We start from the raw sequence: 25593 nt of genomic DNA on the forward strand, positions 1-25593 counted from the left end.
CGAAGATTGCTCCGTCTTGCTACTGGGCATGGAATCAAAGAGAGAGTGAAGCGTGAAAATCGCGGACCTTGTGGGTCACTGCATCGACCCCGATACCGACCTGCTCGTGCAGCGCGGTCCGCTCACCCAGCTCGAACCGGTACTGGGGAGCCACGCCCACGTTGAACAGGCGAGTTTCGGGCAGGCGCCGAGCCAGCAGATTGAAGAGCAGGGCGTCCAGGCCACCACGCCCCTCGAACCCCTCTTCCAGTGAAACGACACCACGAAATCTGGCGAACAGGGTAATCAGCGCCTGCTCATCAAAACCGCTGAGGTCGAACAGGTCGACCACGGTGACGCGCAGCCCATCGCTCGCCAGGCGCTCGGCGGCCTTGAGAGCGGTCTGTGTCATGTATCCGGTGGAGACCAGACAAAGCGCGTCACCGTCACCATGAACCTGGAAACCACGTGCGAGATCCGGCGCGCCCTGTGTGTAGACCACCGGCAGGACCTGGGCATCCAGACGCAGGTACTTGATCCCCGGACGCTCCAGGCAGCGGGAGGCCAGTGCGGCCGACGTCACCTGGTCGGCCGGCGAAAGCACCTGCATGTTCGGCAGACTGCGCATCAGTGTGAGGTCCTCGTAACACTGATGAGTCGGACCGGAGACCACATAGCTGTAGCCGGCCCCCACCCCGATCAGGTTCACGTTCATGGGCCGCACGGTGGAAAGCAGCGCCAGGTTCACGCGAATCTGCTCGAAGCAGCGCATGGTGATGAAGGGTGCAATCGCATACGCGAACACCTTGAACCCTTCGAGAGCCAGCCCCGCCGAGACATTGATCAGGTTCTGCTCGGCGATCCCGACATTGACGAACCGTTGTGGATAACGCTCGCGGATCTGGTCGAGCACCGGCGAACCGAAGTCGGCGGTGGCAAAGAAAATGTCGTCATCGGCCTCCATGGCCTCGACGATGGACGCCAGCAGCGTGTCACGCATCGCCCGTGGCTTTATCGACTGCAGCGTGTCACTCATGATTCGACTCCCAGCAACTCATCAATCAACTGCGGCGCAATCGGGGTGATGTGCGACAACGGCGCGTTTTCCAGGCCCGGCACCCGATGCCCCTTGCGGGTATTGACGATGATCGCCCGGGGTTGCGGCTCGCCGGAGGCTCGGCTGGCACTCAGCGCAGCGGCAATGGCCTGCGGAGAATGGCCATCCTCCACGACCTGAACCTGCCAGCCGAATGCGGTGAACTTGGCATGCAGGTCACGATGGGAAACGATGCTGTCGGTGGGGCCGAGCATGCTGATCTGGTTGTTGTCGACAATCACCGTGAGGTTATCCAGCTGATGCTGCGCAGCAAACATGAAGGCCTCCCAGTTCGAGCCCTCATGCAATTCACCATCGCCGGTGACCACATGGACCTGCTGGTCACGGCCACGCCGTTTCAGGCCCAGGGCCATGCCGGCACCGACACCGACGCCGTGCCCCAGAGAACCATTGACCGTTTCATAGCCGGGAATCACCGGGTCGGGGATTCCGCCGAGGAAACTGCCCTCCTGGCACACACGCTCCAGCTCATCGGCGGGGAAATAGCCGAGGTCGGCAAGAATCGGGTACATGCACAACGAACCATGGCCCTTGCTGATGATGCAACGGTCACGCCCTGGCCAGAGGGGATCGGCCGGATTCTGCCGCAGGAAACCACCGTAGTAGAGCACCACGAAAATCTCGATGGGCGATAACGACGAGGCGACCCGGGTCTCCGGCGTATGCCGGTGGATCTTCAAGGTCTCCCGCCAGACCCAATGCGCCTTCTCTTCCAGGTAAGTGGCGAGCACAGGTTCAGGTTCATGCATGGCTGCTCTCCAGAAAAGATGCATAGGTTCGGCGGATGCCCGCCTCCAGGGAGATCGACGGCTGCCAACCCAGTTCAAGGATGCGCGAGCTGTCCAGCAACTTGCGCAGAGTGCCATCCGGTCGCTGGGTGTCCCAGGCGATCTCGCCGCGGTAGCCGACGACAGTCGCGATCAGTTGGGCCAACTCCCGGATGGACAGGTCATGCCCCGAGCCGATATTGATCGGCAGCTCGACGGTCGAAAGATCCGCTTCCAGCAGCACATGACAGGCGGCGGCCAGGTCATCGGCACACAGGAATTCGCGCCGCGGCGTGCCGGTACCCCACAACGTGGTCAGCGGTTGCTGCGCCTTGTGAGCGGCATGAAAGCGGCTGATCAACGCCGAAAGCACATGCCCGGACTGGGGATCGAAGTTGTCGTTCTCGCCGTATACGCTGTTCGGAATCACGGGAATGAAACGCTGCTCGCCATACTGCCGGTTGTACGCCAGGCACATATGAACCCCGGCCAGCTTGGCCATCGCATAGGCGATGCTGGTCATTTCCGGCTTTCCACTCAACAGCGCGTCCTCAGCCATGGGCTGCGGACACTCACGCGGGTACATGCAGGACGAGCCGAAGAACACGAGTCGCCGCACACCATGGCGGTGGGCGCTCTGGATGACATTGGCCTGGATTTCCAGGTTACGGGTAATGAAGTCGGCCGGATAATTGACGTTATCGACAATACCTCCCACCTTGCCCGCCGCGAGAATGACGATCTCGGGACGCTGCTCGGCGAAAAACGCATCGACTGCCGACTTGTCGGTGAGTTCCAACTGGTCGTGCCCACGCAGGAGCAGATCGGTGAAACCGGCTGCGGTGAAATGCCGGACAAATGCCGAGCCAATCATTCCACGGTGCCCCGCGATGTAGATTCGCGAGTGCCTTGAGAGACGCTGTGACATGCTTAAAGTCCGTTAGGCTGATAAAGAACGACCCGGCTACCGGAACTCTCGAACTGGAAAGGCACATGAATCAGAGCCTTCAAGCGTTCGCGAACCCGCCACTGCAGCTCTGGCTTGACAAAAAACAGCATGAAACCGCCCCCACCCGCACCCAGCAACTTCCCACCGGTCGCGCCGGCTGATCGGGCGGCTTCATAGATCGCATCCAGGTCGGGGTTGCTGACCCGGTCAGACAGGCCCTTCTTCAGCTTCCAGCCCTCATGCAGCAGCTCACCGAACTCGTCCAGCGAACTGTTGGACTGAAGGATCGACAAGGACTCGTCGACCATCTGCATGATTTGCGTCAGTTCGCTATGACGTACGGATATGTTCTGGATTTTCGATTGTGCGATTTCCGCAGCAATCCGGGAAAATCCGGTGAAGAACAGCATGAGGTGATTTTGCAGGTGGCGCAGCCGCGACTCGGGCAGGATGACAGGAGATACCTTGAAGTTGCCATCACGCAGAAAATCGATGCGATTGAAACCACCATAGGCTGCTGCGATCTGATCCTGCGAGCCGACACTTTCCTTGATGACATCCTGCTCGACATGAATGGCCAGTTTCGCCAGGGAGTCCTGGCACACCTGTTTCCCATCGAGCGCCTTCAACGCATGCAGCAGGCCCACGGTGAACGATGAGCTTGAACCTAGCCCGGAACGCGCTGGCAGGTCGCCATCATGGTGTATCTCCAGGCCACGGTCGCACTCCATGTGCCGCAATACGGCACGTACTGCGGGGTGCTTGATTTCTTCCGGCTCCATCACGTTTTCGATCGTCGAGTAGACGATCCGGTACTTGTGGTCGAAGAACGGTGGCAGGTGACGACAGCTGATGTAGCAATACTTGTCGATGGAGGTGGAGATGACCGAGCCCCCTTGCTCACGAAACCAGCCTGGATAATCGGTGCCACCGCCGAAGAACGAAATACGATAGGGTGTACGCGTTATGATCACAGGCTAGTCCCCCAGCAGTTTCCGCCGCAACTTGATCCGAGTCATGTCTTCGATATTCAGGCGCTGCGTGGGCCCGAATTTCTGCTCGACAAGATTCAGGTAGGTCGGATTGGTGAAATAACGCTGCCAGGCCTCATCCCTGAACTTCAGTACCTGTGCCGCCGACAGGTGCTTGGTGGGCAAGGGCTCGCATTCATAGGACAGAAACGCATACCCTTCATAACTCGAGGGCAGCTTCCAGCCTTCCTCTCGTGCGATCCGGTTCATCGGGCTGCCCGGCAATGCCTGGCAGGGATACATGTTGGCCATTTCGCAGTTCAACTCGATGGCCAGATCCAGGGTTTCCTGCATCGTCTCCAACGTATCGTCCGGAAAGCCGAAAATGAAATTGCTGATCACATTGATGTCGGTCTGCCGGATCACGTCGCAGACGTCACGAATGTTGACTTCCTTGAAGGAGCCCTTGGACACCTCCTGGCGAACCATCTGGTTGCCCGCCTCGACCCCCAGCGCCAACCAGTTGACCCCTGCCTGCTTGAACAGCTCCAGGGCGTCACGACGTACCGTGTCCACGCGCGAGTAGGTCCACATGTTGAAATCGAACTCGCGTTCGATCACCTGGCGCAGGACCGGCTCGTAGAATTTGCGGTTGAGGAAGAACATCTCGTCGCTGATACGCAACGTGTGCACGCCAAGCCTGGCCAGCTTTTCCATCTCGCGCATCACCCAGGCCGGGCTCCAGAAGCGCATGCCACGGAAGCTGGCGGCATCGGCGGACTCCGAGTTGTCCGTCCGGTTGACGATGTTGATCATGCAGAAGTTGCAACCGAAGTTGCAGCCCAGCGACGTATAGATCGCCGCGAAAGGCGTACGCTGGGCATGGTCGAAACCGGCGTGCCAGAAATGCGCCCGGTAGAGGTCCAGGGGACGTTCCTTGTAGGGCAACAGGTCCCAGGCATACCCTGGCATGTCGATGTCCATGCGCTCCTGGGGAACCAATCGCTCGGGCGGATTGAGCACCGGCATGGGGAAGTTCGCCGGACCACGTTGCTTGTAACCGATTCCCCGGATCGAAGACAGGTCATCGCCCAGATTGCTCGCCAATAGCGAATGCAGGGCATAGACGCCTTCGTTGAGCAGCACCAGATCGACACAGGAATGTGACAGAACCTCTCTGGGCAAGGCGCTGATGTGCGAGCCGACGAAGCAGATCTTGAACAGGGGCGACTGTTCCTTGAGCGCGGCGGCCAGTTCGAGGGCGCCAATCATGCTGGTCGTGCCGGAGTTGGGGTTCTGTCCGTAGACGACGAACACCACCAGCCTCGGCCGGTGGGACTCGACACGCAGAACCGCCTGTTCAAGGCTCAGCTTCTCGGCATCGCAGTCCAGGATACCGACCTCGAAGCCCTTGCTGCGACAGGACTCGGCCAGCAGCAACGACCACGTCGGCGGCTCTATCGCGGAATATACGCTTGCCAGCCCCTGATAGGCCTTTGCCGAAGAATCAGGTGTTACAAATAGTGCATCCATAGGTGCTTTTCTTCCGTTTCTTGCTGCCCAAGGCTCCAAGCCATGAAAAACAAACTGACGCCCACAAGTATTGCAACACAGGGAGACTCATATGCCAGCGGCATGAAAGCACTCGATTAAAGCACAATTTCCGAAGAAGTCTAACGCCCTTTTCTTACACTATTAAGTCCTTGACCAGGATAAGGTTATTGAAATACCCTGCAATAGCACTGGAAAAAATTTACTACTCCTGCACCGCATAAATACTGGCACTCAGACACTAACGAAAGATGCCCGAATGTGTCTAAAGCTGATACAAAAAGTAGGAAATGGCTGCACAGAGACGCTTCGCAGCCTCGCCACGAATAACCCCCGCTATCTTCCCGCATTGCCTTGGACAGCCAACCAGGGACACAAGAAGGCCGCTCCCTTCGCATCACTGATCGATTCAAGTCACCATGACTCAAAATGCGGCATCCCGCCCCAAGAGAGTGCAAAAGCAGCTCCCATATATTACGCAGTTGCTGTGCGACAATTGGCGTAGTTGCCCCGGGACTCAAGGGAGAGCCAAAGAGGCCGGCTAGTTGTTATCCCTGATAGTTCCCATACAGCCTCAAACTGAAACTCTCAAACAGACGGCAGGTCATTCACTATTGTTTAGAAGAGCGATTACAGAATAAACGCGGGGAGTGTGGAAAGATCGCTTACAACAACTGTAACCACATGATTCCTCTCGACAAAATTCCACGAGAGCGATACTGCCTTAAGACTTTTCGCCTGAAGACCATCACCCCTTAAAGCATCGACGCTCACAACCGTATATCCGGGATAGCGTCACACCAGGGATTGGACTTACCTCAAGTTCAGAACCCGGGAGGGAATCAGGCTGCCCCCTCCCCGGCGATGTCCTCTACGACTTGAACCGCCCGACCAACCCATTCAACTCCTCCGACAGATGCGACAGCCGACCGGAGTCTTCCTGCGCCGAATTGGCCAGGCTTTCGACCAGCCGTGCCTCATCGTAGATCTGCTGGATATGCCGGTTGATCTCCTCGGCGACACTGTGCTGCTCCTCCGCCGCCGCCGAGATCTGCAGGTTCTGGTCGCGGATTTCGTTGACCGACAGCTCGATACCCTCGAAGCTGCCCCGCGCGCTCTCGATGGAAGAGACGCTGGCTCGCGACAGGTCCAGGCAGCTTTCCATCTTCTGCGAAACCTCCTGGGTCTTGCTGCCCAGGGCGTTGAGCAACTGGTCGATTTCGCCGGTGGAATCCGACGTACGCTTGGCCAGCGCCCGCACTTCATCGGCCACCACCGCAAAACCCCGCCCCTGGTCACCGGCCCGCGCAGCCTCGATCGCGGCGTTCAGCGCCAGCAGGTTGGTCTGCTCGGCAATCGCGCGGATGGTGCCCAGAATCTGGTTGATGCTGCGGCTGCCCTCCTCCAGTTCGACCATGGCCTGGGACGACTCGGTCAGGCGGCGCCCCAGGCGATTGACGTTCTCGGTGGTCTGCTCGATCTGCTGCTTGCCTTCCGCCACACGCTGATGTCCGCTCTCGGCGGAGGTGGCCGCGGTGCTGCACGAGCGGGCCACTTCGTTGGCGGTGGCGACCATCTCGTTGAAGGCCGTGGACACCAGTTCCACCGCCTCACGCTGGCGACCGGCAGCCTCGTTCATGTTGCTGGCCACCTCACTGTTGACCCGCGAGGCATCCTGCAGATTGGTCGAGGCCGCGCCGATGCGCTGGATCAACTGGCGAATGGCGGCCAGGAACTTGTTGAACCAGCCGGCCAACTCCGCGGTTTCGTCCTTGCCCTGAACATCGAGATCACGACGCAGGTCGCCCTCGCCCTCGGCAATCGACTGCAAGCCGGTACTGACCTGGCCGATCGGCTTGACGATCACCTTGGAGAACGCTGCGGCCAGCAAGGCGAAAATCACTGCCAGCACCACCACGATCAGCGCCGTGACATAGGTCATGCGGGTCGCCCCCGCCATCACTTCGTCGTATTGGATCAGGCCGACATAGCGCCAGCCGAGGCCCGGCGAAGTCCAGATGTTGGCCATATAGTTGACCCCATCGATCTGCACTTCGGTGGAGCCCTCTCCGGTAGCCGCCAGCTTGGCGTAAGGCTCGCCGAGGTCCTTGAGCTTCTTGAAGCCGTGGGCAGCATCGCGCGGGTCGACCAGTACGGTGCCGTCCTCGATCAGCATCACGTAGCCGCTCTGGCCGAGCTTGATGCTCTTGACCAGTTCGGTGAGGTTCTTCAGCGAAACACTGACGACGAATACCCCCTTGGGCTTGCCGGAAGCATCGAGCATCGCCCGGGCGCTGCCCACCAGTGCCACGGCGTCCTTGTCATAGTAATAGGCGGGGGTACGAACGGTCTTTCCGGGGCTGGCCATGGCCGCCTTGTACCAGGGACGTACGCGCGGATCGTAGTTGGCCAGCTGCGGATCGTCCGGCCATTTGGCGTAGGTGCCGTCCTCCAGGCCAATGGAAAGAATCGCGGCCGCCGGGTGCGTCGCGCCATAACGGGCAAACGCATCGATGACCTGCCTGGCCGCCGGAGGCAGGGGCCGGCTGGCCGCATCGGCGGTCTCGTAGTGCTTGAGGCTGTCAACGGAGGTGTATACAGGATCGGTCGCCATCTGATCGACGTTCTGCTGCGTGCCGTCGAAGAATTGCCGGATATTGCCGTCGATCTGGCGTATTTCCCGGGTGCTGCCATCAATGAACTGATCGACCGCCTCAGTCCGGATATTCACCACCGAGATGACCGCCACCAGGCTCACGGGGATGAAGGCGACCAGCACAAAGGCCAGGACGAGTTTGTTTTTTATTTTCATTGCGACGACCACCATCCGGGGAAGTGAGAGGCAAACAGCCGGACCAGACAGGTTTATGGCCCTTTGCTATTAAGCCTGTTTCGGCTGGCGAATCAAAATCTTTATCGCGCTATCGTGCACAAAAACATCATAAATTGTCCCGGATAGCTGATCGCCCGGTCCGTTTCCGCAGGTTCAAACCGGCTGCCCTTGACCGGGGCAAGCCGGCCCGCTGCCCGGCTCAGGCCTTTTTCGTCCTTGGCAGCAACACTGCCAACACTCCGAACAATGGCAGGAACGAACACATCGTGTAGACGTACTCGATGCCGTGGATATCCGCCAGATGCCCCAGCAGCGCCGCGCCGATCCCGCCGAAGCCGAACATCAGGCCGAAGAACACCCCGGCGATCATGCCGACGTTACCCGGCACCAGTTCCTGGGCGAACACCACGATCGCCGAGAACGCCGAGGCCAGGATGAAACCGATCACCACGCTGAGCACGGTGGTCCAGAACAGGTCGACATACGGCAATGCCAGGGTGAACGGCGCGACACCGAGGATCGAGAACCAGATCACCGCCTTGCGTCCGATCCTGTCGCCGATGGGGCCGCCGGCAAAGGTCCCCGCCGCCACCGCGCCAAGGAACAGGAACAGGTGCAGTTGCGAACTGGCGACCGACAGCTGGAATTTCTCGATCATGTAGAAGGTGAAGTAGCTGGTGAAACTGGCCATGTAGAAGTACTTGGAAAACACCAGCAGGCCGAGCACCACCAGCGCCCCCAGCACCCGCCCTTTCGATAGGCCGTGAGTGGCCTTCTGGCCCTGCTTGAGCCTGAACAGGTTCAGGTGCGCGCGATACCAGCGACTGATGCCGTAGAGCACGCCGAGGGCAAACAGGGCGAACAGCCCGAACCAGGCGACATGGCCCTGACCGAACGGAATGATGATCGCCGCGGCCAGCAGCGGGCCGAAGGCCGAACCGGCGTTACCGCCAACCTGGAAGGTCGACTGCGCCAGCCCGTAGCGCCCTCCCGAAGCCAGGCGCGCCACACGCGAGGCTTCCGGGTGAAAGGTCGAGGAGCCCACGCCGATCAGTGCCGAAGCCAACAGAATCAGTGGGAAACTGCCGACCTGGGACAGCATCAGAATCCCGATCAGCGTACAGATCATTCCCGCCGGTAACAGCAACGGCTTCGGATGCCGATCGGTATAGAAGCCGACCCAGGGTTGCAGCAGCGATGCGGTCACCTGGAAGGTCAGGGTGATCAGCCCGACCTGGGTGAAGGTCAGCCCGTAGCTGTCCTTGAGCATCGGATAGATCGACGGCAGGACCGACTGGATCAGGTCGTTGATCAGGTGGGCCAGCGCCACGGCGCCGATGATGCGCATCACCAGCGGGCTGGATTGCGCGGGCGCCGACGTCGGCATCGGGCCGGAAGAGGTTTCAGTGAGAGCCATGAGGTAGTCCGTGACGCGGATGGATGCACAGGTGCAGGTGCGTCAATGTGCCATTTTTTAGTGCATCAAGACCAGATACTTGTTGAGCTAACGATCAATTTAATCCGACGAAAAACCATTGATAGCTCTTTGCTACTGGTCTGAATCTTGCGTGCCCTGATTCCTACAGCGCGGTTCCTTACAAAGGGCCACGAGAATGGGAAGATTCGCTACAGCGGCCGGCCGATAACGCCCTCACTGGCGAAACTTCCGAGGTCTTTAACGACGGCATCCGTCATGACCAACCCGTCATGAGCGCACTCCAACGGTGCGGATGCCTTGAGGAGTGGTCGGCAATGCACGCTTTTTTATCACCGGGAATGCGACTGCTCGGACGATTCGGTTTTGCCCGCAAATTTCAGGTGCTGTTCCTGCTGTTCATCGTCCCGCTGATGGGCAGCCTGTACATGATCGGCCAGGATTACCGCAGCAAACTGGCACTGATCGGCGAAGAACGTGCCGGCGTCCGCCAGTTGCTGGCGCTGGACAGCCTGGACAACCTGCTCACCGCCCAGCGCGACCGTGCGGCTCGCTGGAAGGCCACGGAGACCAATCGCCAGCCGACGCCTGCCACCCTCGCCGCCATGGCCCTGCTGGACAAGGCCCAGCCCGAGATCAACCAGGCCCTTGAACAACTGGGCCAGGCGCTGCAGAGCGAAGGCGCCGATGCCGACACCCTCAAGCGTTACCAGGTGCTGCAAGCCACCGTCTCCGGCCTCGACTCGGCCAGCCTGAGCAAGGTCGGCTGGTGGCCGGACGGTTATGACCGTTTCACCTCCGCCCTGAGCGCCCTGCAAGGCCTGCGCGAACAGATCGCCATGGACAGCCGGCTGATCCTCGCCTCCTGGATGGAAACCTACCTGCTGACCCAGATTTCCACCCAATACGCGCCCGACCTGATCGAGCGGGTCGGCCGCCTGGCCAGCGTCGGCCAGGCCTCGGTGGTCTCCGGCCAGTTCAGCCTGCAGAGCCGCCTGCAACTCAAGGACCTGCGCAGCCGTATCGGTGACGCCCGCGACCAGTTGGCCAAGACCGGCACCCAGCTGCAAACCCGCCTGCCACCGGCCCTGCAGGACTGGGCCGGACGCTACCAGGAAAACCTCAAGCACCTGGACGAAGGCCTCAAGGCGCTGGATGACGGCATGTTCGGCGGCAGCATCACCCTCAAGCCCGAGGGTTTCGAGAAAACCCTCGACACCCTGCTCGGCCAGTTGGCCGACCTGCGCCAGGACTCGCTGAACACCCTCGACAGCCGCCTGGACCACTACCACGACTCGGCCACCGGCCAGTTCAGCCTGGTGGCGGCGATCTTCGGCTGCCTGCTGCTGGCTGCGCTGTACCTGTTCATCTGCCTGCAGGCCTCGATCCGCCGCAGCGCCAGCGGTATCACCCTGCTGGCCGAATCCCTGCGTGACGGCAACCTGTGCCTGCAAGTGCCGGTCGAAGGCCGTGACGAACTGGCGGCCATCAGTACCGCGCTGAACGTGGCGGTGGTGCAACTGCGTACCAGCCTGCAGGGCGTCGACCATGAAACCCTTCAACTGAGCGACGCCGTGCGTACCCTCAACAGCCATTCCAGCGGTGCGCTCAACGAGGTCGAGGCGCAGCAGCAGCAGATCAGCCAGATCGCCGCGGCGGCCACGCAGTTGGCGGCCACCTCCCAGGGCGTCGCCCAGAGCTGCGAGCAGGCCTCCGGCAGCGCCCAGAATACCCGGCGCATCGCCTCGGACAGCAGCCGCGACAGCCAGCGCACCACCGCCAGCATCCAGCAGCTCAACCAGCGCCTGAACGAAACCGCCACGGCGCTGGGCCGGGTCAGCGAACAGGGCCAGCAGATCCAACTGGTGGTCGACACCATCCGCGGCGTGGCCGAACAGACCAACCTGCTCGCCCTCAACGCCGCCATCGAGGCGGCCCGGGCCGGTGAACAGGGCCGTGGCTTCGCCGTAGTCGCGGACGAAGTGCGCAGCCTGTCGCAACGCACCCAGAGCTCCACCGCACAGATCGCCAGCACCGTCGACAGCCTGCGGGCCACCGTGAGCCAGGCCGTGGCCCTGATGGAAGCGGCTTGCGTCCAGGCGCAGACCGATGCCGAATCGGTCACCGGGTTGGGCCAGCGCCTGGTGGAAATCGCCAGCGCCGTGCAGAGCGTGACCGACACCCTCGCCCAGATCGCCACGGCGGTGGACGAGCAGGCCAGCACCGCGGACGAGGTCAGCGGCAATATCCAGCAGGTCGATCAGGCGGCGGTCCGGCTGCTCGAAGGGGCGCGGGCGGTGAACCGCGCGGCGGACACCCTGAGCGAAGGCAGCAAGGCCCTGAGTGACAATACCGGGCGCTTCCGCCTGAATTGAGACGGGCAACGCCCACGGATTTCGCCGTTGGGCGTTAAGTTTTTGATAGCGTAGAGAAAATTTTCAGATATTTGCTTGACACATCATCGTTCAGAGCGAATAATGCGCGCCACTTGGCTACATAGCTCAGTTGGTTAGAGCATAGCATTCATAATGCTGGGGTCCGGGGTTCAAGTCCCTGTGTAGCCACCAAGTACTAAAAACGGCTTACCGCAAGGTAAGCCGTTTTTTTATGCCCGCCGAAAAAGTGCTGGCTCCCTCCTGAAGCCTGCTGCCAGCACCCACCGGAATGCTGGTCACCTGAGAGTCAGGTGGTGAGGGCTTCGCCCCCTTCGCGGATAAACCGGGACGCCGGACCGCCTGGCCCCACAGTGACAGCGTCGTTCGCAGGATTCATGCACGGCGCGAGCACTTGTGGGGGATTTATCCGCGAGCCTCAACGCATCAGCCACCGCCCTGACGCCGCATCAACAGCGCCGCACAGGCACAACCGAGCAGCGCCACACAGGCGACAAAAAACGCATCGCCATAAGCCATCAGCCAGGACTGATGCTGCACCGTCTTGCCCAGCATCGCCAATGCCTGCTGCTGGTCCGGCAGCCAGTCGCCCACCGTCGGTCCCAGGCGCTCCTGGACGGCAGGGACAAAGACATTCATTCCCTCGCCAATGCGCTCGGAATGAAAGCGTTCGCGCATTGCCACGATTTGCGTGAGCGCCGCCGTGCCCACCGCCCCGCCGAGGTTGCGCAACATCGAGAACAGCGCCGAGGCCGAACCCGCCTGGCGCTTGTCCAGCCCGGCCACCGCCAGCACCGACAAGGCCACCATGATGAAGGGCTGGCCGATACCACGGACCACGGTGGAAGGAATGATCACGTTCGCCGCACTATCGGCGTCGAGAAACGCCCCGAGCCAGCAGCCCAGGGCCATGATCAGGAACCCGGTCGCCACCATGATCTTCGGACTCGACCAGCCCATCAGCCGCGGCATCACCGGCGCCAGCACCAATTGCACCACGCCGTAGGCAATCAGGCTGACACCGATCTCATGGGCGTTGTAGCCCTGCACCTGGGAAAGGTAGTTGGGCACCAGGAACACCAGCCCGAATGTCGCGCCACCGAAGATGAACATCGCCACGCTGGCCACGCCGAAGTTGTAGTGTCCCAGTAAACGCAGGTTGATGAACGCGCGCCGGCCAAACAGTTGCGACAGCACGAAGACCAGCAAGGCCACGCCTGCCGCCAGCGACAGCCAGCGAATCTCGCCGGAGCCGAACCAGTCCTTGCGCCCGCCCTCCTCCAGGACGATCTGCAGCCCGCCCAGCCCCACCACCATGGCGCCGATGCCCAGCCAGTCGCCCCGGCGCAACAGCGCCAGGTTCATCGGCCTGGCCTCGATCGCCCAGGCCACCGCCAGCAGCAGCGCGATGCCGGGAAACAGTTGCAGATAGAAGATCCAGCGCCACGAGTAGGCGTCGGTCAGCCAGCCACCGATCGACGGCCCGGCCGCCTGGGCGACACTGTTGGCCAGGCTGAACAGCGCCATGCCCATGGCCATCCGGCTGGCCGGCAACTCGGTGATGATCAGTTGGAACGACAGCGGAATCAGCACTGCCCCCGCCGCGCCCTGAACCACACGTATGGCAATCATCACCGGCAGGTTCGGCGCCCAGGAACAGGCGATCGAAGCCAGCAGGAAGATCAGCGAGCCGGTCCACATCACCCGTCTCAGAGAGAACACTTCGACCAGCCAGGCGGTCAGCGGGATCATGATGATTTCCGCCACCAGATACGCGGTGGAAATCCATGAGCCCTCCTCGAAAGTCGCCCCCAGCGCGCCTTCGATTTCCGGCAGCGCGGCGCTGGTGACATGGACGTTCATGCCGGCCATGAAACAGCCGAGCAACCCGCCCATCACCGCCACCCAGGCGCGCGGCGAAACCGGTGCCTCAGCGCTCATTGCGCGCCTCCTGACGATGGGTGTCGACGACGGTGGTGACCGACATGCCGGGCAGTATCGGCAGCACCTCATTATCGGGGTCGAGCTGGATCCGCACCGGGAAACGCTGGACGATCTTGGTGAAGTTGCCCGTCGCATTGTCCGAAGGCAGCAAGGCGAACACATTGCCCGATCCCGGCGAGAAGCTGACCACCCGGCCGTGCAGCGGCCGATGGAAGAAGCTGTCGACATGGATCTCCACCGGCTGGCCGGGACGCATGTCCGCCAGTTGGGTTTCCTTGTAGTTGGCCACCACGTAGGCCTGGCGTACCGGCACCACCGCCAGCATCGGCTGGCCGGCCACCAGGTACTGCCCGGCCCTGACCCGCCGCTGGCCGACCACGCCATCGATCGGCGCACGGATCAGGGTGTCCTCGACGTCCTGTTCGGCCAGCCTGGCACGAGCCACGGTACTGGCGTGCGCGGCGATCTGCTGCTGGATCTCGGCTTCGGCCAGTTGCAGGCGAGCCCGGGACTCCCCCAATTGGGCCTGCTGCCGGCGCAGGCCGGCCTGGGCGCCCTGCAACGCCGCCATGGCCTGCTGCGCGCTGGCATTGGCGCTTTCCAGGCGCTGCACGGTCGCGGCATCGTCCCGCGCCAGCCCCTGGTAACGCCGTCGATCCAGCTCGGCCCGCTGGTTCTCCGCAGCCGCACTGCGCACCTGCGCCTGGGCCACGGCGATGGCCTGCTGCTGCAAGCCGACGCGCTCGGCGGCAACCTGGCGGCTCGCCCGCCCGGCAACCAGCGCCGCCTGCGCCTCGGCGACTGCAGCCTGGGCCTGGGCCAGCCGGGCCTGGTAATCACGGTCCTGTAGGCGCACCACCACGTCACCGGCCTTTACCGGCTGGTCGTCCTGCACCAGCACCTCGGCGACGTAACCCGGCACCCGCGCACTGAGCGCCACCCAATCGGCGCGCACGTAGGCATCATCGGTGCTTTCCAGGTAGCGCCCGGTCGTCGCCCACCAACTGCCGAACCCCAGCGCCCCGAGCACCGCGATTGCGCCCCCGAGCAGCATCAGGCGCCGCCGCCGGGCCTTCTTGCGCAATTGCTCGCCCTGGGCGAGGGTCTGTTCATCGACGGCAAGGTTCATGGTTCTACTCCAGCTTCGGGACTCGTTGATTGCGTGTTGGCGTGACCGACGGCGAGCGGCTGCCAGCCGCCGCCCAGGGCCCGGAAAAGATTGACCTCGCTGCGCGCCAGCTCGCCTCGCGCCTGGACTTCACGGCGGCGCACATTCATCAGCTCGCGCTCGCTGTCGAGCAGTTGCAGGGCGTCGACCGTACCGGCGCGGTAGTGGGTTTGCGCCAGGGCATAGCTGCGTTCACTGTCCTGCAGGGCTGCCTGGAGCGCCGCCGCACGCTGGCGCTGGCCATCGAACAGGGCGAGGGTCTGGCGCACATCGGCAAGAGCCGCGAGGACCGCACCGCGGAAGCCGGCCAGTTGTGCCTGCTCCAGTGCCCGGGCCCTGTCGATTCGCATGCGGTTGGCCTTGATATTGGGGAACTCCCAACTGATCAGCGGACCGATGCCGAACATCACCGAGCGGCTGTCGCCCAGTTCGTGCAGTGACTGGGCCGATGAAGTCAGCGACGCGCCGAAGCTCACCTTGGGATAGAGATCCGCCCTGGCGATATCGCTGGCCAATACGGCCGCTTCGAGGTTGCGCCGGGCCTGGCGGATGTCCGGACGACGCTCCAGCAGATGCCAGCCATCGCCGACAGGCAACGCCACCGTCAACCTGGGGATGACCGCACACTGCGGGTCACTGCCGGAAGCCTGGCCGGTGAGCATGTTCAGCTCATACACGGCCACCCGCCGACGGGCGTCGAGCAGCGGCAATTCGGCCCGCAGGCGATCACGCAGGCTACGCAGCCGCAGGGTATCCAGCTCGGTGGCGATCCCGGCCCTGCGCTGGGTTTCGGTCAGTTCAAGGCTGTGCTCGACGGTCTGCAACGAATGGTTCGTCACGCCCAACTGCGCGCCGTAAGTGCAGTGATCCAGATAGGCCCGGCTGGTCTGTGCCGCCACGTTGATCCGCAGCAGGTCACGGGCATCGCTCGCCGCGCCCGCCTGCACCCGCGCACGCTCGATGGCACGACGCACCTGACCCCAGATGTCCACCTGGTAGGCCAGCTCGATGCCCGGTTCGAAGGTCCACTGCGCCGGCGCATGACTGTCCGTGGCCTGGGCCAGGGTCTGGTCGTTGGCGGTCTTGCCATACTGCGCCGCAAAACGGGTTTGCGTCGAAGGCCAGCGCTGTGCATCCAGCTCGCCAATCCCCGCCAGCATCGCCTGGACGTTGGCATCAGCCCGGGCCAGGTCCTGGTTGTGGCGCAGCGCCTGTTGTACCAACTGGTCGAGAACCGGATCCTGATACAACTGCCACCAGCGCTCGGGCAGTGGCTGATCGCTGGCACCGGCCGGCAGTGTCGCCAGCGGATTGCTGTCCTGGCTGGCAATCGGCTGAGTCAGTGGTGAGGGTGCCGAGGTACCGCCGCAGGCGGTCAACAAGGCGAGCAAGGCGCCCAGGGCGATGGGCCTGGCGCGTCGGGAAGGGAGTGAGTGCATCGACGGAATTCACAGTCAGGATCGTGAATCCCAGAGTAGGTGGCGGCCTAGGGACGGTTCTCCCGTGATCGGGACAACCGCAGCATCAAACGGGACAACCTGTCGGCTCGTTCATGCGGTACTGCCGCGGCGTGTGTCCCAGTTCGCGCTTGAAAACCGCGGCAAAGGCGCTGGCGCTCTGATAACCGTACTCGAGCGCCACGTCGAGGATCGACGTGCCCTGGGCCAGGCTCTGCTGGCTGAGCACCAGCCGCGCACGGGTGCGCCACTCGCCGAAGGACATCGCCAGTTCGCGCTGGAACAGCCGGGCGAAGGTTCGCGAGCTCATGTTCAACTGTGCACCGCACTGCTCCAGCGTCCACTCCTGCGCGGGCTGGTCGATGAAGCGGGTACACAAGGTACGCAGACGGGCATCGCGGGGCGCCGGAATGTACAGGTCGACCTGTCGGGCAGCCTGCAGCTCCAGCAGGATCAGTGCCCCGAGATGATAGCGTCGTTCCTCGCTGCCGCCCTGCGCCGAAGCGAGGATCAATTCACGCAGCAGGTGCGACACCTGGATCACCTGGCACTGGAGCACCGCCACTGGGTGCAGCGCCGGGTCGATCAACAAGGTGCGCATGCGCACCTCGCCACTCATGCGAATCTCATGGGCAACGCCGCCCGGCACCCACAGCGCATGACCGGTGGGAATGGCCCAACTGCCCTGCTCGGTGCACACATACATCACGCCCCGGGTCGCATAGACCAGTTGCGCCTCGTTGTGACAGTGGCTGCCCACCACCTCACCGTGCTGGTAATCGCTGATCAGGGTCTGCATGCCTCGCCTCTCGCCCATGCCTTCCAGGCCCATTCGATAGAACCCATGCTATCCCAAGGCGAAGACAGGCGATTGCCAAGATACCCACACCTGCCTGAAAAACTGCACAGAAATGCTCGAACAGCCGGGAATGGCGAGATTACCTGCTTCACCTGGTCTGAATGGCGCCAGTTGATTGCTCACCAGCCCAACGTAACTGGATCAGCGCCACCCTCCGCCCCTTGAAGTCCTGTCGTTCCTCGATGCCATAGGGCACGAAGCCCAGCTTCGGATAGAACAACAAGCCCGCCAGGTTCCGGTTGAAGCAGGACAGGCGCACTTCGCTGGCCTGGTGACGCTCCCGGGCAATCCGGATCATCAGCCGGACCAGGTACTCGCCCACCCCACGCCCACGGACATGCGGGGCAATGACCACGTTGCCGATGGAGCAGGTGCCGCCCTGCTCCCACTGATAGAAGTTGGCGAAGCCCACCACCTCGCCGTCCAGCTCGACCACGGTCGAGTCCGAACGCTGGTCGACCGAGCCCTGCAGTTGCTCGACGGTCAGCGGGTAACGGGCCTTGGGAAAGAAGAAAAACAGTTCCTCCTCGCCTTGGGCAAAACCACAGATCACGGGCAGATCCCGCGCCTCGACCGGACGGTGACTCAACGACATGCTGTCCTCCTGACAATGGCTATGGCAACCGGGTTGCCCCCGTACGCTAGCGGCACCCCGTACCCAGGTAACGTCGTGCCCCGACCTCAACGGCTGTTCTTCAATCCACGCCGTGCTTCGTGCCGCTCCAGCGCCAGTTCGATCAGGCGACTGACCAGCTCGCTGTAGGTCATCCCCGCCGCCTGCCACAGCTTGGGGTACATGCTGATGCGGGTGAAGCCCGGCAGCGAATTGATCTCGTTGATCAGCACTTCACCGCTGTCGGTCAGGAACACATCGACACGGGCAAGCCCCGAGCAACCGAGCACCTGGAACGCTTCGAGCGCCACGCTGCGGATGCGCTCGCTGGCCTGCTCGCTGATGGCCGCCGGTACCACCACCTCGGCGGCCTGGGCATCGATGTACTTGCTGTCGTAGGAATAGAAACCGCTGCGCACGACGATCTCACCACAGCCACTGGCAATCGGCTGGTCGTTGCCGAGGATCGCGCATTCGATTTCCCGGCCGCTGACCGCCGACTCCACCAGTACCTTCTCGTCGAACCCCAGGGCCAGCGCCATGGCCGCCTGGAATTGCCCGGCGTCCTCGACCTTGCTCACCCCCACCGACGAGCCCTGGTTCGCCGGCTTGATGAACAGCGGCAGGCCGAGCTTGGCCCGGGCCTGATCGAAGTCCAGCCGCGCAGCCGTGGCGCGGTTGACGGTGATGAACGGGGTCACGGCCAGGCCGGCATCGCGCAGCAGGCGCTTGCTGATGTCCTTGTCCATGCACACCGCCGAGCCGAGCACATCGGAGCCGACGAACGGCAGGTCGGCCATGCGCAGCAACCCCTGCAGGCAGCCGTCTTCGCCGAGGGTGCCGTGGACGATCGGGAAAATCACGTCGACCTGGTCCAGCAGGGCCTGGCTGCCGGCCTCGACCAGTTGCCGGCCGACCTTGCCCGGCACCACGGCCAGTTCGCGATTGGACTGGTTCAGCGCGATCAGTGCCGGATTCTCGGCGTTGAGCAGGAAGTTGGAGCTGTCATTGAGGTGCCAGCGTCCCTGCTTGTCGATACCGATCAGCACCGGCTCGAAGCGCTCGCGGTCCAACGCATCGACCACGTTTTTGGCCGATTGCAACGACACCTCGTGCTCCGCGCCCAGCCCACCGAAAATGATCCCGACTCGCAACTTGCCCATCATCCCGCCTCGTTTCCAGAATAGGTTGCGGGACCCCTGGCCCCGGTGTACGCAGCCTATGCGCAAGACGTCGATTGTGCATCCCCAAAATCGACAATCCGGGTATGTTCCGGGCTATTGCTCGTCAGCGGAGTTTTCCTGCGACGAACAGCCGACCCGAGGAAGACCTTCCAGCACGCCTGGATCAGTCGAACCTGAGTCGGCCGGCGAGCGGCGCCCACTCAATAGGCGTCCTTCCAGTGTACGTTCAGCGTCTGGGTGCCCTTGCCATCGATGACGACATCCTGCCGGCTTTGATGCCCGTCGTGGCTGGCGACGACCTGATAGTGCCCCACCGGTAGCTTCACGTAGACCAGCGGACCGACCTGCATCAGGCTCAGCACCGACTCGCCACCGGCCTTGTTGATCGAGATGTTCACATCGGCCAGGTACTTGTCCTGCGGCCCCGAGGAAGAAACGATGTGCAGGTTGTAGCCGCGGGTCTGGGCCAGTGCCTTCAGCTCATCCTCGCCGATACCGCCGCTGAGGTACTCCACGCCATTCTGTTGCTGTGGCGCCAGTTGCACCACTGCCATGTTGATCGGTTCACTGTCGGCAGGTGCAGCCTGCAGCCGGAGGACGCCCGTGGTCAGCAGCCCAACGGCCAGCGCCACGAACAAGGGGGAACGTAGGGGTAACATGAGAAAAACTCCCAGCCCTGACAGGGCCTGAGTCGCACCCTTGCACGCTGGCGGATGACGCCAGCAAACACCGCCGCCTCCGCCAGGGGCCAGGCTCGCAGCCGGCGGGCGGGCCAAGAGTGCGAAGGCATCGCCGACCGGGCTCAACTGCGAGCAAGCTACACTGCAAGTCTAGTTCCCAGGCCGAAAAAAAACGCCAGGTGCGCGGCACCCGGCGTTTTTTTACACAAATGCGAACGACTCGGCTTAAACGGCCAGTAGTACGCTCAGGTCAAGGTGGCCATCCTTCAGCGGCGGGCACCAGTAGTAGCCGCCCGTGATCGGCCGACTGAAGCGGTAGAGGCCGTCGGTGATCCCGTCATCCAGCCCGCTCATGCGCCGCAGTTGAGCCTCGAAGGCATCCAGGGTACGTCCGAAGGCGACGAACATCAGGCCGGCGCCCTGCTCGTTCGCCCAGGGCATGGAACGGCGCACGATGAACGCTTCGGGGGCGAAGCTTTCCTGGGCGGTTCGCTTGACGTGGGCCGACTCCGGCGCGTCCTCCAGCTCCTCGTTGTCGCTCTTGCGGCGGCCCATGATGTTGTCCTGCTCATGGGACGGCATGGCGGCAAACCGCTCCAGGTCATGCTGCCACTGCTGGATCGCGACAAAACTGCCACCGTGCAGGCCGGGCACATCGCCCGCGGCGATCCCCGCCTCGACGGCGGCTTCGTCCACCGGGTTCTCGGTACCGTCCTCATAGCCGGTCAGGTCGTGGCCGGTCTTGTGGCGGAAGGCCTCGGTCATCTGTACCTGCTTCAATGCCGGCGCCAGTGCCAGCTCCAGCTCGCGGCTGCGGTGCAACAGTTCGCCGCGGTCCTCGCCATGCAGCCAGCACCACAGCGCCTGCTGGGTCGAAGGGTTGTCCACACCCGGGCCACTGATCACCGGGAACGTGCGCAACCCCTCGATCCGAGCCCCCAGCACCTGCACCAGCGACTCGCCAAAACCGACCACGGCGTTTTTCCCATCCACCAGCCGGGCCAAGTTGTCGAGCGCAGCCGGCAAGGCCTCGGCGGACTCCAGGGCGAAAAACAGATGGCGTGCCTGCGGGGGTACAGGCTTGGCGAGGATGCCGGGCTGGTAGTGGCTCATGGGAACTCCTTTGTGAAAGGCGCAAGTTTACCTGTGTTGCAGCGGCCGCGCTTGCGTGCAAGCGCTGACTTGATCGTGATTGTTGCGCCTGAGAGCCGTATGATCTGCTGCATGTCGGACCCGGCCGAGCCAGGCTGGGCACCCCCCACGACACTCACCATCATCAGGAAGATAACGATGCCGCAATCCAGAAACGAACGCTTCGCCCAGGTCGCCGATCAGCTCGGCTACAGCTTCGAAGGTGAAATGAAGATTGGCGGCAATTACGTGCCGGCGGTGCAGAACGATCTCGAGATTTATGTCAGCGGGCAGATTCCGCGGGTCGACAACACGGTGATGGTGACCGGTCGTGTCGGCGCGCAGACCACCCTGGAGCAGGCCCGGCACGGTGCCCGGATCAGCACCATGCGGGCCCTGGCGATTCTGCGGCAGATGCTCGACGGCGACCTGGAACGGATCCGCAAGATCCTGCGGATCAGCGTCTTCGTCCAGAGCGCCGAGGACTTCACCCAGCAGAGCGAAGTCGCCGACGGCGCTTCGGAAGTGCTCTATACCGTCTTCGGCGAAGCTGGCGTGCACACCCGGACCTCGGTCGGGGTGTTCCAATTGCCGAAGAATGCCTCGGTCGAGATCGATATGGTCGTGGCACTCAAGCCCTAGAAGTCGCAGGCGGCGGACGGGAATCGACCGTCCGCCCATCGCCGTTGACCGGGCCCCGCATCAGGTACCCAGCTGGTTGGCGAACTGCCCGACCGCGCTGACCACCCGCTGGGCGCCGTCCTGGATCTCGACGATCACCGTGCCGGCCTCGGCCGCCAACGCCAGGCCCTCCTCGGCCTGGGTCTTGCCGCTGTTCATCAGCGACACCGCATCACGGGCCATGTCCTGGTTCTGGCGCACCACGGTGACGATCTCGTCGGTCGCCTGGCTGGTTCGCGAAGCCAACTGGCGAACCTCATCGGCCACCACCGCGAACCCGCGCCCCTGTTCACCCGCCCGCGCGGCCTCGATGGCGGCGTTCAGCGCCAGCAGGTTGGTCTGTTCGGCAATGCCGCTGATGGTCTTGACGATGGTGCCGATCACCTGGGACTGGGCGTTGAGCGCCTCGATCCCCTCGCCGGCATGTTGCATGTGCTGCGCCAGATCACGCATCACGTCGACCGCCTGGGTCACCACGGTGGTGCCGCGCTGGGCACTGGCGTCGGTCTGCAACGAAGTGCTGTAGGCGATATTCGCCGCCTCGGCCACCGCCTGCTCCTGGTTCACCTGGTCAGTGATGATGGTGGCGAACTTCACCACCTTGTACAGCCGCTCGTTGGAGTCGAGCACCGGGTTGTAGGACGCCTCCAGCCAGACCACCCGGCCATGACTGTCCACGCGCTTGAAACGGCCAGCGATGAACTCACCGGCATTCAGGCGCTGCCAGAACGCCTGGTACTCGGGGCTGTTGACCTCCCCCGGTTCGCAGAAGATGCCATGATGCTTGCCCTTGATCTGCGCCAGGCTATAGCCCATGCCATTGAGGAACCGATCATTGGCGGTCAGGACCTCACCGGCCAGGTTGAATTCGATCACCGCCGTGGAACGCAGCAAGGCGCCGATCAGGTTCTCGTGCTCACGAGAACCTTCGATGGTGCGGGTCAGGTCGTTGGAAAAGATCGAGAAACTCCGCACTCGGCCATCGGAGCCACGGATCGGCTGCATGATCGAGCGCAGCCAGGCTTCCTGGCCATTGCCGCGCAGCAGGCGTATTGCCCCGCTGAAATGTTCGGCGCGGGTCAGCGCGTTTTTGAAGCGCTGGTGAAAATCCGAGCTTTTCAGGTACGTCGGCACGAAGTCCTCAATATGACGACCGACCAGGGCGCTGCTCTGGTAAAGCATTTCCGTGATGAAGTTGCTGTTGACGGACTGGATGCGGCCATCGGCGTCCAGTGTGAGCACGAGCATTTCCTGTTCAAGACTTTCCCTGACCTGATGGAGACTGGACAATTCCTCGCGAAGAGCCGACAGCTCCTGCTTCAAGCGTTTGTTGAACATGGTGCGCACCGATGGCAAAAGGGAAATACGGCTATCTGTCCTTGCCATCGGCTATCGGGATTTTTTCTGAAGGACTGTTCCGAGTTATTTGCCACAACGGACCGCCGGGCTGATCGACGGAATTTTTCCGGTACAGGGGGATCACTCCCAAGACAACAGGGAGGAGTTCCACATCCATGAGCACGGCAAAGCTGTACGTTATCGATTACACCCTTCACGGTACCCCCAAGTCCTTCATCATCCGCTGCGAACGCATGGACAACGCCGAGGCCTGGCACTGGGCCAGTTGCGACGCCGGCGTCGGCCGAATCGGCAGGTTCGGCCGAGAACGGGTGAAAAAGACCAGCAAGCCGGTGGCCGAGAAGTTCGGCATCGAAGCGGTCAGTTGGCGTCAGGCCTGACGAAGCCCAGCCCGTCGAGTTCCACCAGCGTGAAACACCCGTTGCTCCAGCCGCCCGTGTCGATGTGATAGACATTGCCCAGCACGGTGGGCTGGCGCTGCGTGGTGTGCCCGACCAGCACGGCCCTGACCTCCCGGATACCAGTGGTGTCATGGTTCCTCACACGGCTGCGCGACCACTGGCAGACCTCCTCTACCGCGATCTGCGCCTGAGTATCACCCGACAGGTAGTCCCGCAGTTCACCCCAGCTCGCAAAGGGGCAGTCGGCGTGCACGATCCCCACCGGCCCGAGTCGGGTCTCGACCTCCAGTGCAATCGGCAGCCGGGCGAAACCGGCGGCGAACCGGCGCTGGCTTTGCGCGCTGCTGTCGATAAACCAGCCGCCACCGCTGGCACGGTACATCGCCTGGTCCAGCGAAAGGCCCTGGGCATGCTGGATCGCCAGCGCCTCGTGGTTGCCCTGGACCGCGGCGAACCAGGGGCGCTCCAGCCATTGCAGGGCCAACTCGCTCTGGGGCCCGCGGTCGACCAGATCGCCGACGCTGAACAGCCGATCACATTCGGGGTTGAACCCGATCTGGTCCAGCGCGGCCTGCAAGCGGCTGAAATGACCATGAATGTCGCCCACGGCGAAATCCCGGCCACGGGTGTTGAGGGAATAGTGAGCAAACCGAGCCATGACCCGTTCCTGTGCCAGTGCCACAACGCCGAAATCAGTGGAGACTTCGCGGCATCATCTCTTGAATGAAGTCACTATAAGCCGGCTCACTCCGGTTTGAGCAAGGCTTCATAGCCCGGGCTGATCTCCGCGAGGATCATCAACGCCGCCGCCCCCAACGCCACCGCATCGTGCCCGGCGGTGCCCAGCTGGATGCGCGGGTATTCACGATCCGGGCGGCAGCTGATGGAGCGATGCAAGGGTTCCAGCCGGGCCACCAGCCGGGCGAGGATCGCCTGCGGAAGGAAACCGCTGATCAGGATGGTCTGTGGATCGAGCAACGATTCAAGGATGTTGATCGCCTGGCGCAGCGCCGGCGCGGCCTCGTCCAGCCAGGAGTCGACACCGGCCTTGAAACGTGGATCGTCGAAATTCCAGGCCGCCAGGTCCTGGTCGCCGGATTGCCCCAGATGTTCCAGCAGCGCGGCAATCGAGATATAGCGCTCCAGACAGCCCTGGTTGCCGCAATGACAGGCCTTGCCGCCGGGCACCACCGTCATGTGACCGATTTCCCCGGCGTTGTGCCAGTGCCCGGAATACAGGCGATTGCCCAGGTACAAGCCGGCCCCAAGGCCGCTGCCGATAAACAGGTGGACGAAGTGGTGCAGGTCGCTGGCAATCCCGTACAGCCGTTCGCCCATGCTCGCGGCCGTGGCATCGTTCTCGATCAGTACCGGCAAGCCGACGGCCTGGTGCAGGCGTGTCGGAATCTGCGGATCATCCCAACCGGACATCGCCGTCGGCCCCACCGAGGTCATGCCTTCGACGCTGAACGGCCCAGGCAACGCCACCCCTACTCCGAGAAAACGCCCATCAGGACGTAGCGCCCGGAACTGCCCCACGGTATCGAGCAGCAGCGGCAGCGCGTCGTCGAAACTCGGATAGCTGACCGCGTGGGTGACCTGGGCCTGAGCGTCGCCAAGCAGGTCGAGCAGCACACCGATGATCGAGTGCTGCTCGACATGAAAGCCGATGGAATACCCACCCTGCGGGTTGATCGACAACGGCACCGGCGGCTGGCCGCGACCGATCTTCTCGGCCGCATGCACCAGCAGCACGCCCTCTTCCTGCAGTTCGGTGACGATGTTCGAAACCGTCTGCGCGGTCAGCGACGTCAGGCGCGTGAGGTCGGCGCGGGTCAGGCGTCCGCCCAGGCGAATCGCTTCGAGAATCACCCGGCGGTTGTGCAGGCGGGCGTGTTCGGCGTTGGTGCCGGTGGTGACCGTACGGGTGTGCTGTGGATTTTTCATGGGCGGATGATCGTTGCCGCCAATTAATTAAATCAAGTTGAATTAATTTTATTGGCGTGTTTTTCTACGCATCGGTCGCAGCCGCTTCAGGGGCCAGCGCACCCCATAACAATAATGATACCGAGTCGATGGAAGCCGCCGCCGGCGCGCAACACCCTTGCCACCTGCCCTCCA

At 62.7% G+C, this 25593-nt stretch carries 21 protein-coding genes, 1 tRNA gene and 2 pseudogenes; 4 read left to right on the plus strand and 20 right to left on the minus strand.

Annotated features, from left to right (window positions below):
• Nucleotides 1-34: 34 nt before the first annotated feature.
• From ACMGT0_RS27305 to ACMGT0_RS27340, 8 genes and pseudogenes are all read right to left on the minus strand, one after another.
• The gene (locus ACMGT0_RS27305; RefSeq protein ID WP_054060612.1) at nt 35-1015 is read right to left on the minus strand and encodes a transketolase family protein; all 981 of its coding nucleotides are present in this window, start codon (nt 1013-1015) and stop codon (nt 35-37) included.
• Entirely contained in the window at nt 1012-1845 is an 834-nt protein-coding gene (locus tag ACMGT0_RS27310; protein WP_054060611.1) for a transketolase, read from the minus strand. Before ACMGT0_RS27310 ends, ACMGT0_RS27305 begins: the two co-directional genes overlap by 4 nt.
• Entirely contained in the window at nt 1838-2791 is a 954-nt protein-coding gene (locus ACMGT0_RS27315) for a GDP-L-fucose synthase family protein (RefSeq protein ID WP_054060610.1), read from the minus strand. The genes ACMGT0_RS27310 and ACMGT0_RS27315 overlap by 8 nt, the downstream gene beginning before the upstream one ends.
• A gap of 2 nt (nt 2792-2793) precedes the next feature.
• A complete protein-coding gene (locus tag ACMGT0_RS27320; RefSeq protein WP_054060609.1) occupies nt 2794-3786 on the minus strand; it encodes a kinase in 993 nt (330 codons plus the stop codon).
• Nucleotides 3787-3789: 3 nt separating this feature from the next.
• Nucleotides 3790-5316, minus strand: coding sequence for a B12-binding domain-containing radical SAM protein (locus tag ACMGT0_RS27325; RefSeq protein ID WP_054060608.1), 1527 nt, complete (start codon nt 5314-5316; stop codon nt 3790-3792).
• An 889-nt stretch (nt 5317-6205) separates the two neighbouring features.
• Nucleotides 6206-6973 (minus strand): methyl-accepting chemotaxis protein, encoded by a 768-nt coding sequence (locus ACMGT0_RS27330; protein WP_416773561.1) that lies wholly within the window; start codon nt 6971-6973, stop codon nt 6206-6208.
• 135 nt (nt 6974-7108) lie between these two features.
• Nucleotides 7109-8161 (minus strand): annotated as a pseudogene (locus tag ACMGT0_RS27335) (cache domain-containing protein); the annotation flags it as partial.
• Between the two features lie 205 nt (nt 8162-8366).
• Entirely contained in the window at nt 8367-9584 is a 1218-nt protein-coding gene (locus ACMGT0_RS27340) for an MFS transporter (RefSeq protein ID WP_054060606.1), read from the minus strand.
• A 1181-nt stretch (nt 9585-10765) separates the two neighbouring features.
• Here ACMGT0_RS27340 and ACMGT0_RS27345 point away from each other — a divergent pair.
• The gene (locus ACMGT0_RS27345) at nt 10766-11977 is read left to right on the plus strand and encodes a methyl-accepting chemotaxis protein (RefSeq protein WP_416773562.1); all 1212 of its coding nucleotides are present in this window, start codon (nt 10766-10768) and stop codon (nt 11975-11977) included.
• 115 nt (nt 11978-12092) lie between these two features.
• A tRNA-Met gene (locus ACMGT0_RS27350) sits at nt 12093-12169 on the plus strand.
• 252 nt (nt 12170-12421) lie between these two features.
• Here ACMGT0_RS27350 and ACMGT0_RS27355 read toward each other — a convergent pair.
• The 8 genes from ACMGT0_RS27355 to ACMGT0_RS27390 form a co-directional block, all read right to left on the minus strand.
• Entirely contained in the window at nt 12422-13936 is a 1515-nt protein-coding gene (locus ACMGT0_RS27355; RefSeq protein ID WP_416770565.1) for a DHA2 family efflux MFS transporter permease subunit, read from the minus strand.
• Complete coding sequence (locus ACMGT0_RS27360) at nt 13926-15068, minus strand: HlyD family secretion protein (RefSeq protein ID WP_416770566.1); 1143 nt, start codon at nt 15066-15068, stop codon at nt 13926-13928. Before ACMGT0_RS27360 ends, ACMGT0_RS27355 begins: the two co-directional genes overlap by 11 nt.
• Nucleotides 15065-16546, minus strand: a complete 1482-nt coding sequence (locus ACMGT0_RS27365; RefSeq protein WP_054063349.1) for an efflux transporter outer membrane subunit — start codon at nt 16544-16546, stop codon at nt 15065-15067. The genes ACMGT0_RS27360 and ACMGT0_RS27365 overlap by 4 nt, the downstream gene beginning before the upstream one ends.
• A gap of 85 nt (nt 16547-16631) precedes the next feature.
• Nucleotides 16632-17363, minus strand: coding sequence for an AraC family transcriptional regulator (locus ACMGT0_RS27370; RefSeq protein ID WP_054060178.1), 732 nt, complete (start codon nt 17361-17363; stop codon nt 16632-16634).
• Between the two features lie 148 nt (nt 17364-17511).
• Nucleotides 17512-18018, minus strand: a complete 507-nt coding sequence (locus ACMGT0_RS27375) for a GNAT family N-acetyltransferase (protein WP_054060179.1) — start codon at nt 18016-18018, stop codon at nt 17512-17514.
• A gap of 86 nt (nt 18019-18104) precedes the next feature.
• Nucleotides 18105-19199 (minus strand): D-alanine--D-alanine ligase, encoded by a 1095-nt coding sequence (gene ddlA / locus ACMGT0_RS27380; RefSeq protein WP_054060191.1) that lies wholly within the window; start codon nt 19197-19199, stop codon nt 18105-18107.
• 221 nt (nt 19200-19420) lie between these two features.
• A complete protein-coding gene (locus ACMGT0_RS27385; protein ID WP_054060180.1) occupies nt 19421-19879 on the minus strand; it encodes a hypothetical protein in 459 nt (152 codons plus the stop codon).
• Nucleotides 19880-20125: 246 nt separating this feature from the next.
• Nucleotides 20126-21013, minus strand: coding sequence for a Dyp-type peroxidase (locus ACMGT0_RS27390; RefSeq protein ID WP_416770570.1), 888 nt, complete (start codon nt 21011-21013; stop codon nt 20126-20128).
• A 177-nt stretch (nt 21014-21190) separates the two neighbouring features.
• On the opposite strand from ACMGT0_RS27390, the gene ACMGT0_RS27395 reads away from it, so the two are divergent.
• Nucleotides 21191-21673: a RidA family protein gene (locus ACMGT0_RS27395; RefSeq protein WP_054060182.1), complete on the plus strand. Its 483-nt coding sequence runs from the start codon at nt 21191-21193 to the stop codon at nt 21671-21673.
• Between the two features lie 60 nt (nt 21674-21733).
• On the opposite strand, the gene ACMGT0_RS27400 is transcribed toward ACMGT0_RS27395, so the two are convergent.
• The gene (locus ACMGT0_RS27400) at nt 21734-22165 is read right to left on the minus strand and encodes a methyl-accepting chemotaxis protein (protein WP_416773564.1); all 432 of its coding nucleotides are present in this window, start codon (nt 22163-22165) and stop codon (nt 21734-21736) included.
• 108 nt (nt 22166-22273) lie between these two features.
• Nucleotides 22274-23098: pseudogene (locus ACMGT0_RS27405) on the minus strand (PAS domain-containing protein); the annotation flags it as partial.
• Nucleotides 23099-23226: 128 nt separating this feature from the next.
• Here ACMGT0_RS27405 and ACMGT0_RS27410 point away from each other — a divergent pair.
• Nucleotides 23227-23451, plus strand: a complete 225-nt coding sequence (locus ACMGT0_RS27410; RefSeq protein WP_054060183.1) for a DUF6555 family protein — start codon at nt 23227-23229, stop codon at nt 23449-23451.
• On the opposite strand, the gene ACMGT0_RS27415 is transcribed toward ACMGT0_RS27410, so the two are convergent.
• Nucleotides 23432-24130 (minus strand): metallophosphoesterase, encoded by a 699-nt coding sequence (locus tag ACMGT0_RS27415; protein ID WP_054060184.1) that lies wholly within the window; start codon nt 24128-24130, stop codon nt 23432-23434. The genes ACMGT0_RS27410 and ACMGT0_RS27415 overlap by 20 nt on opposite strands.
• Nucleotides 24131-24216: 86 nt before the next feature.
• Entirely contained in the window at nt 24217-25419 is a 1203-nt protein-coding gene (locus ACMGT0_RS27420) for an ROK family transcriptional regulator (RefSeq protein WP_416770573.1), read from the minus strand.
• Nucleotides 25420-25593: the final 174 nt, after the last annotated feature.

Source organism: Pseudomonas sp. RHF3.3-3, assembly GCF_048069595.1.
Lineage (GTDB): Bacteria > Pseudomonadota > Gammaproteobacteria > Pseudomonadales > Pseudomonadaceae > Aquipseudomonas > Aquipseudomonas fuscovaginae_B.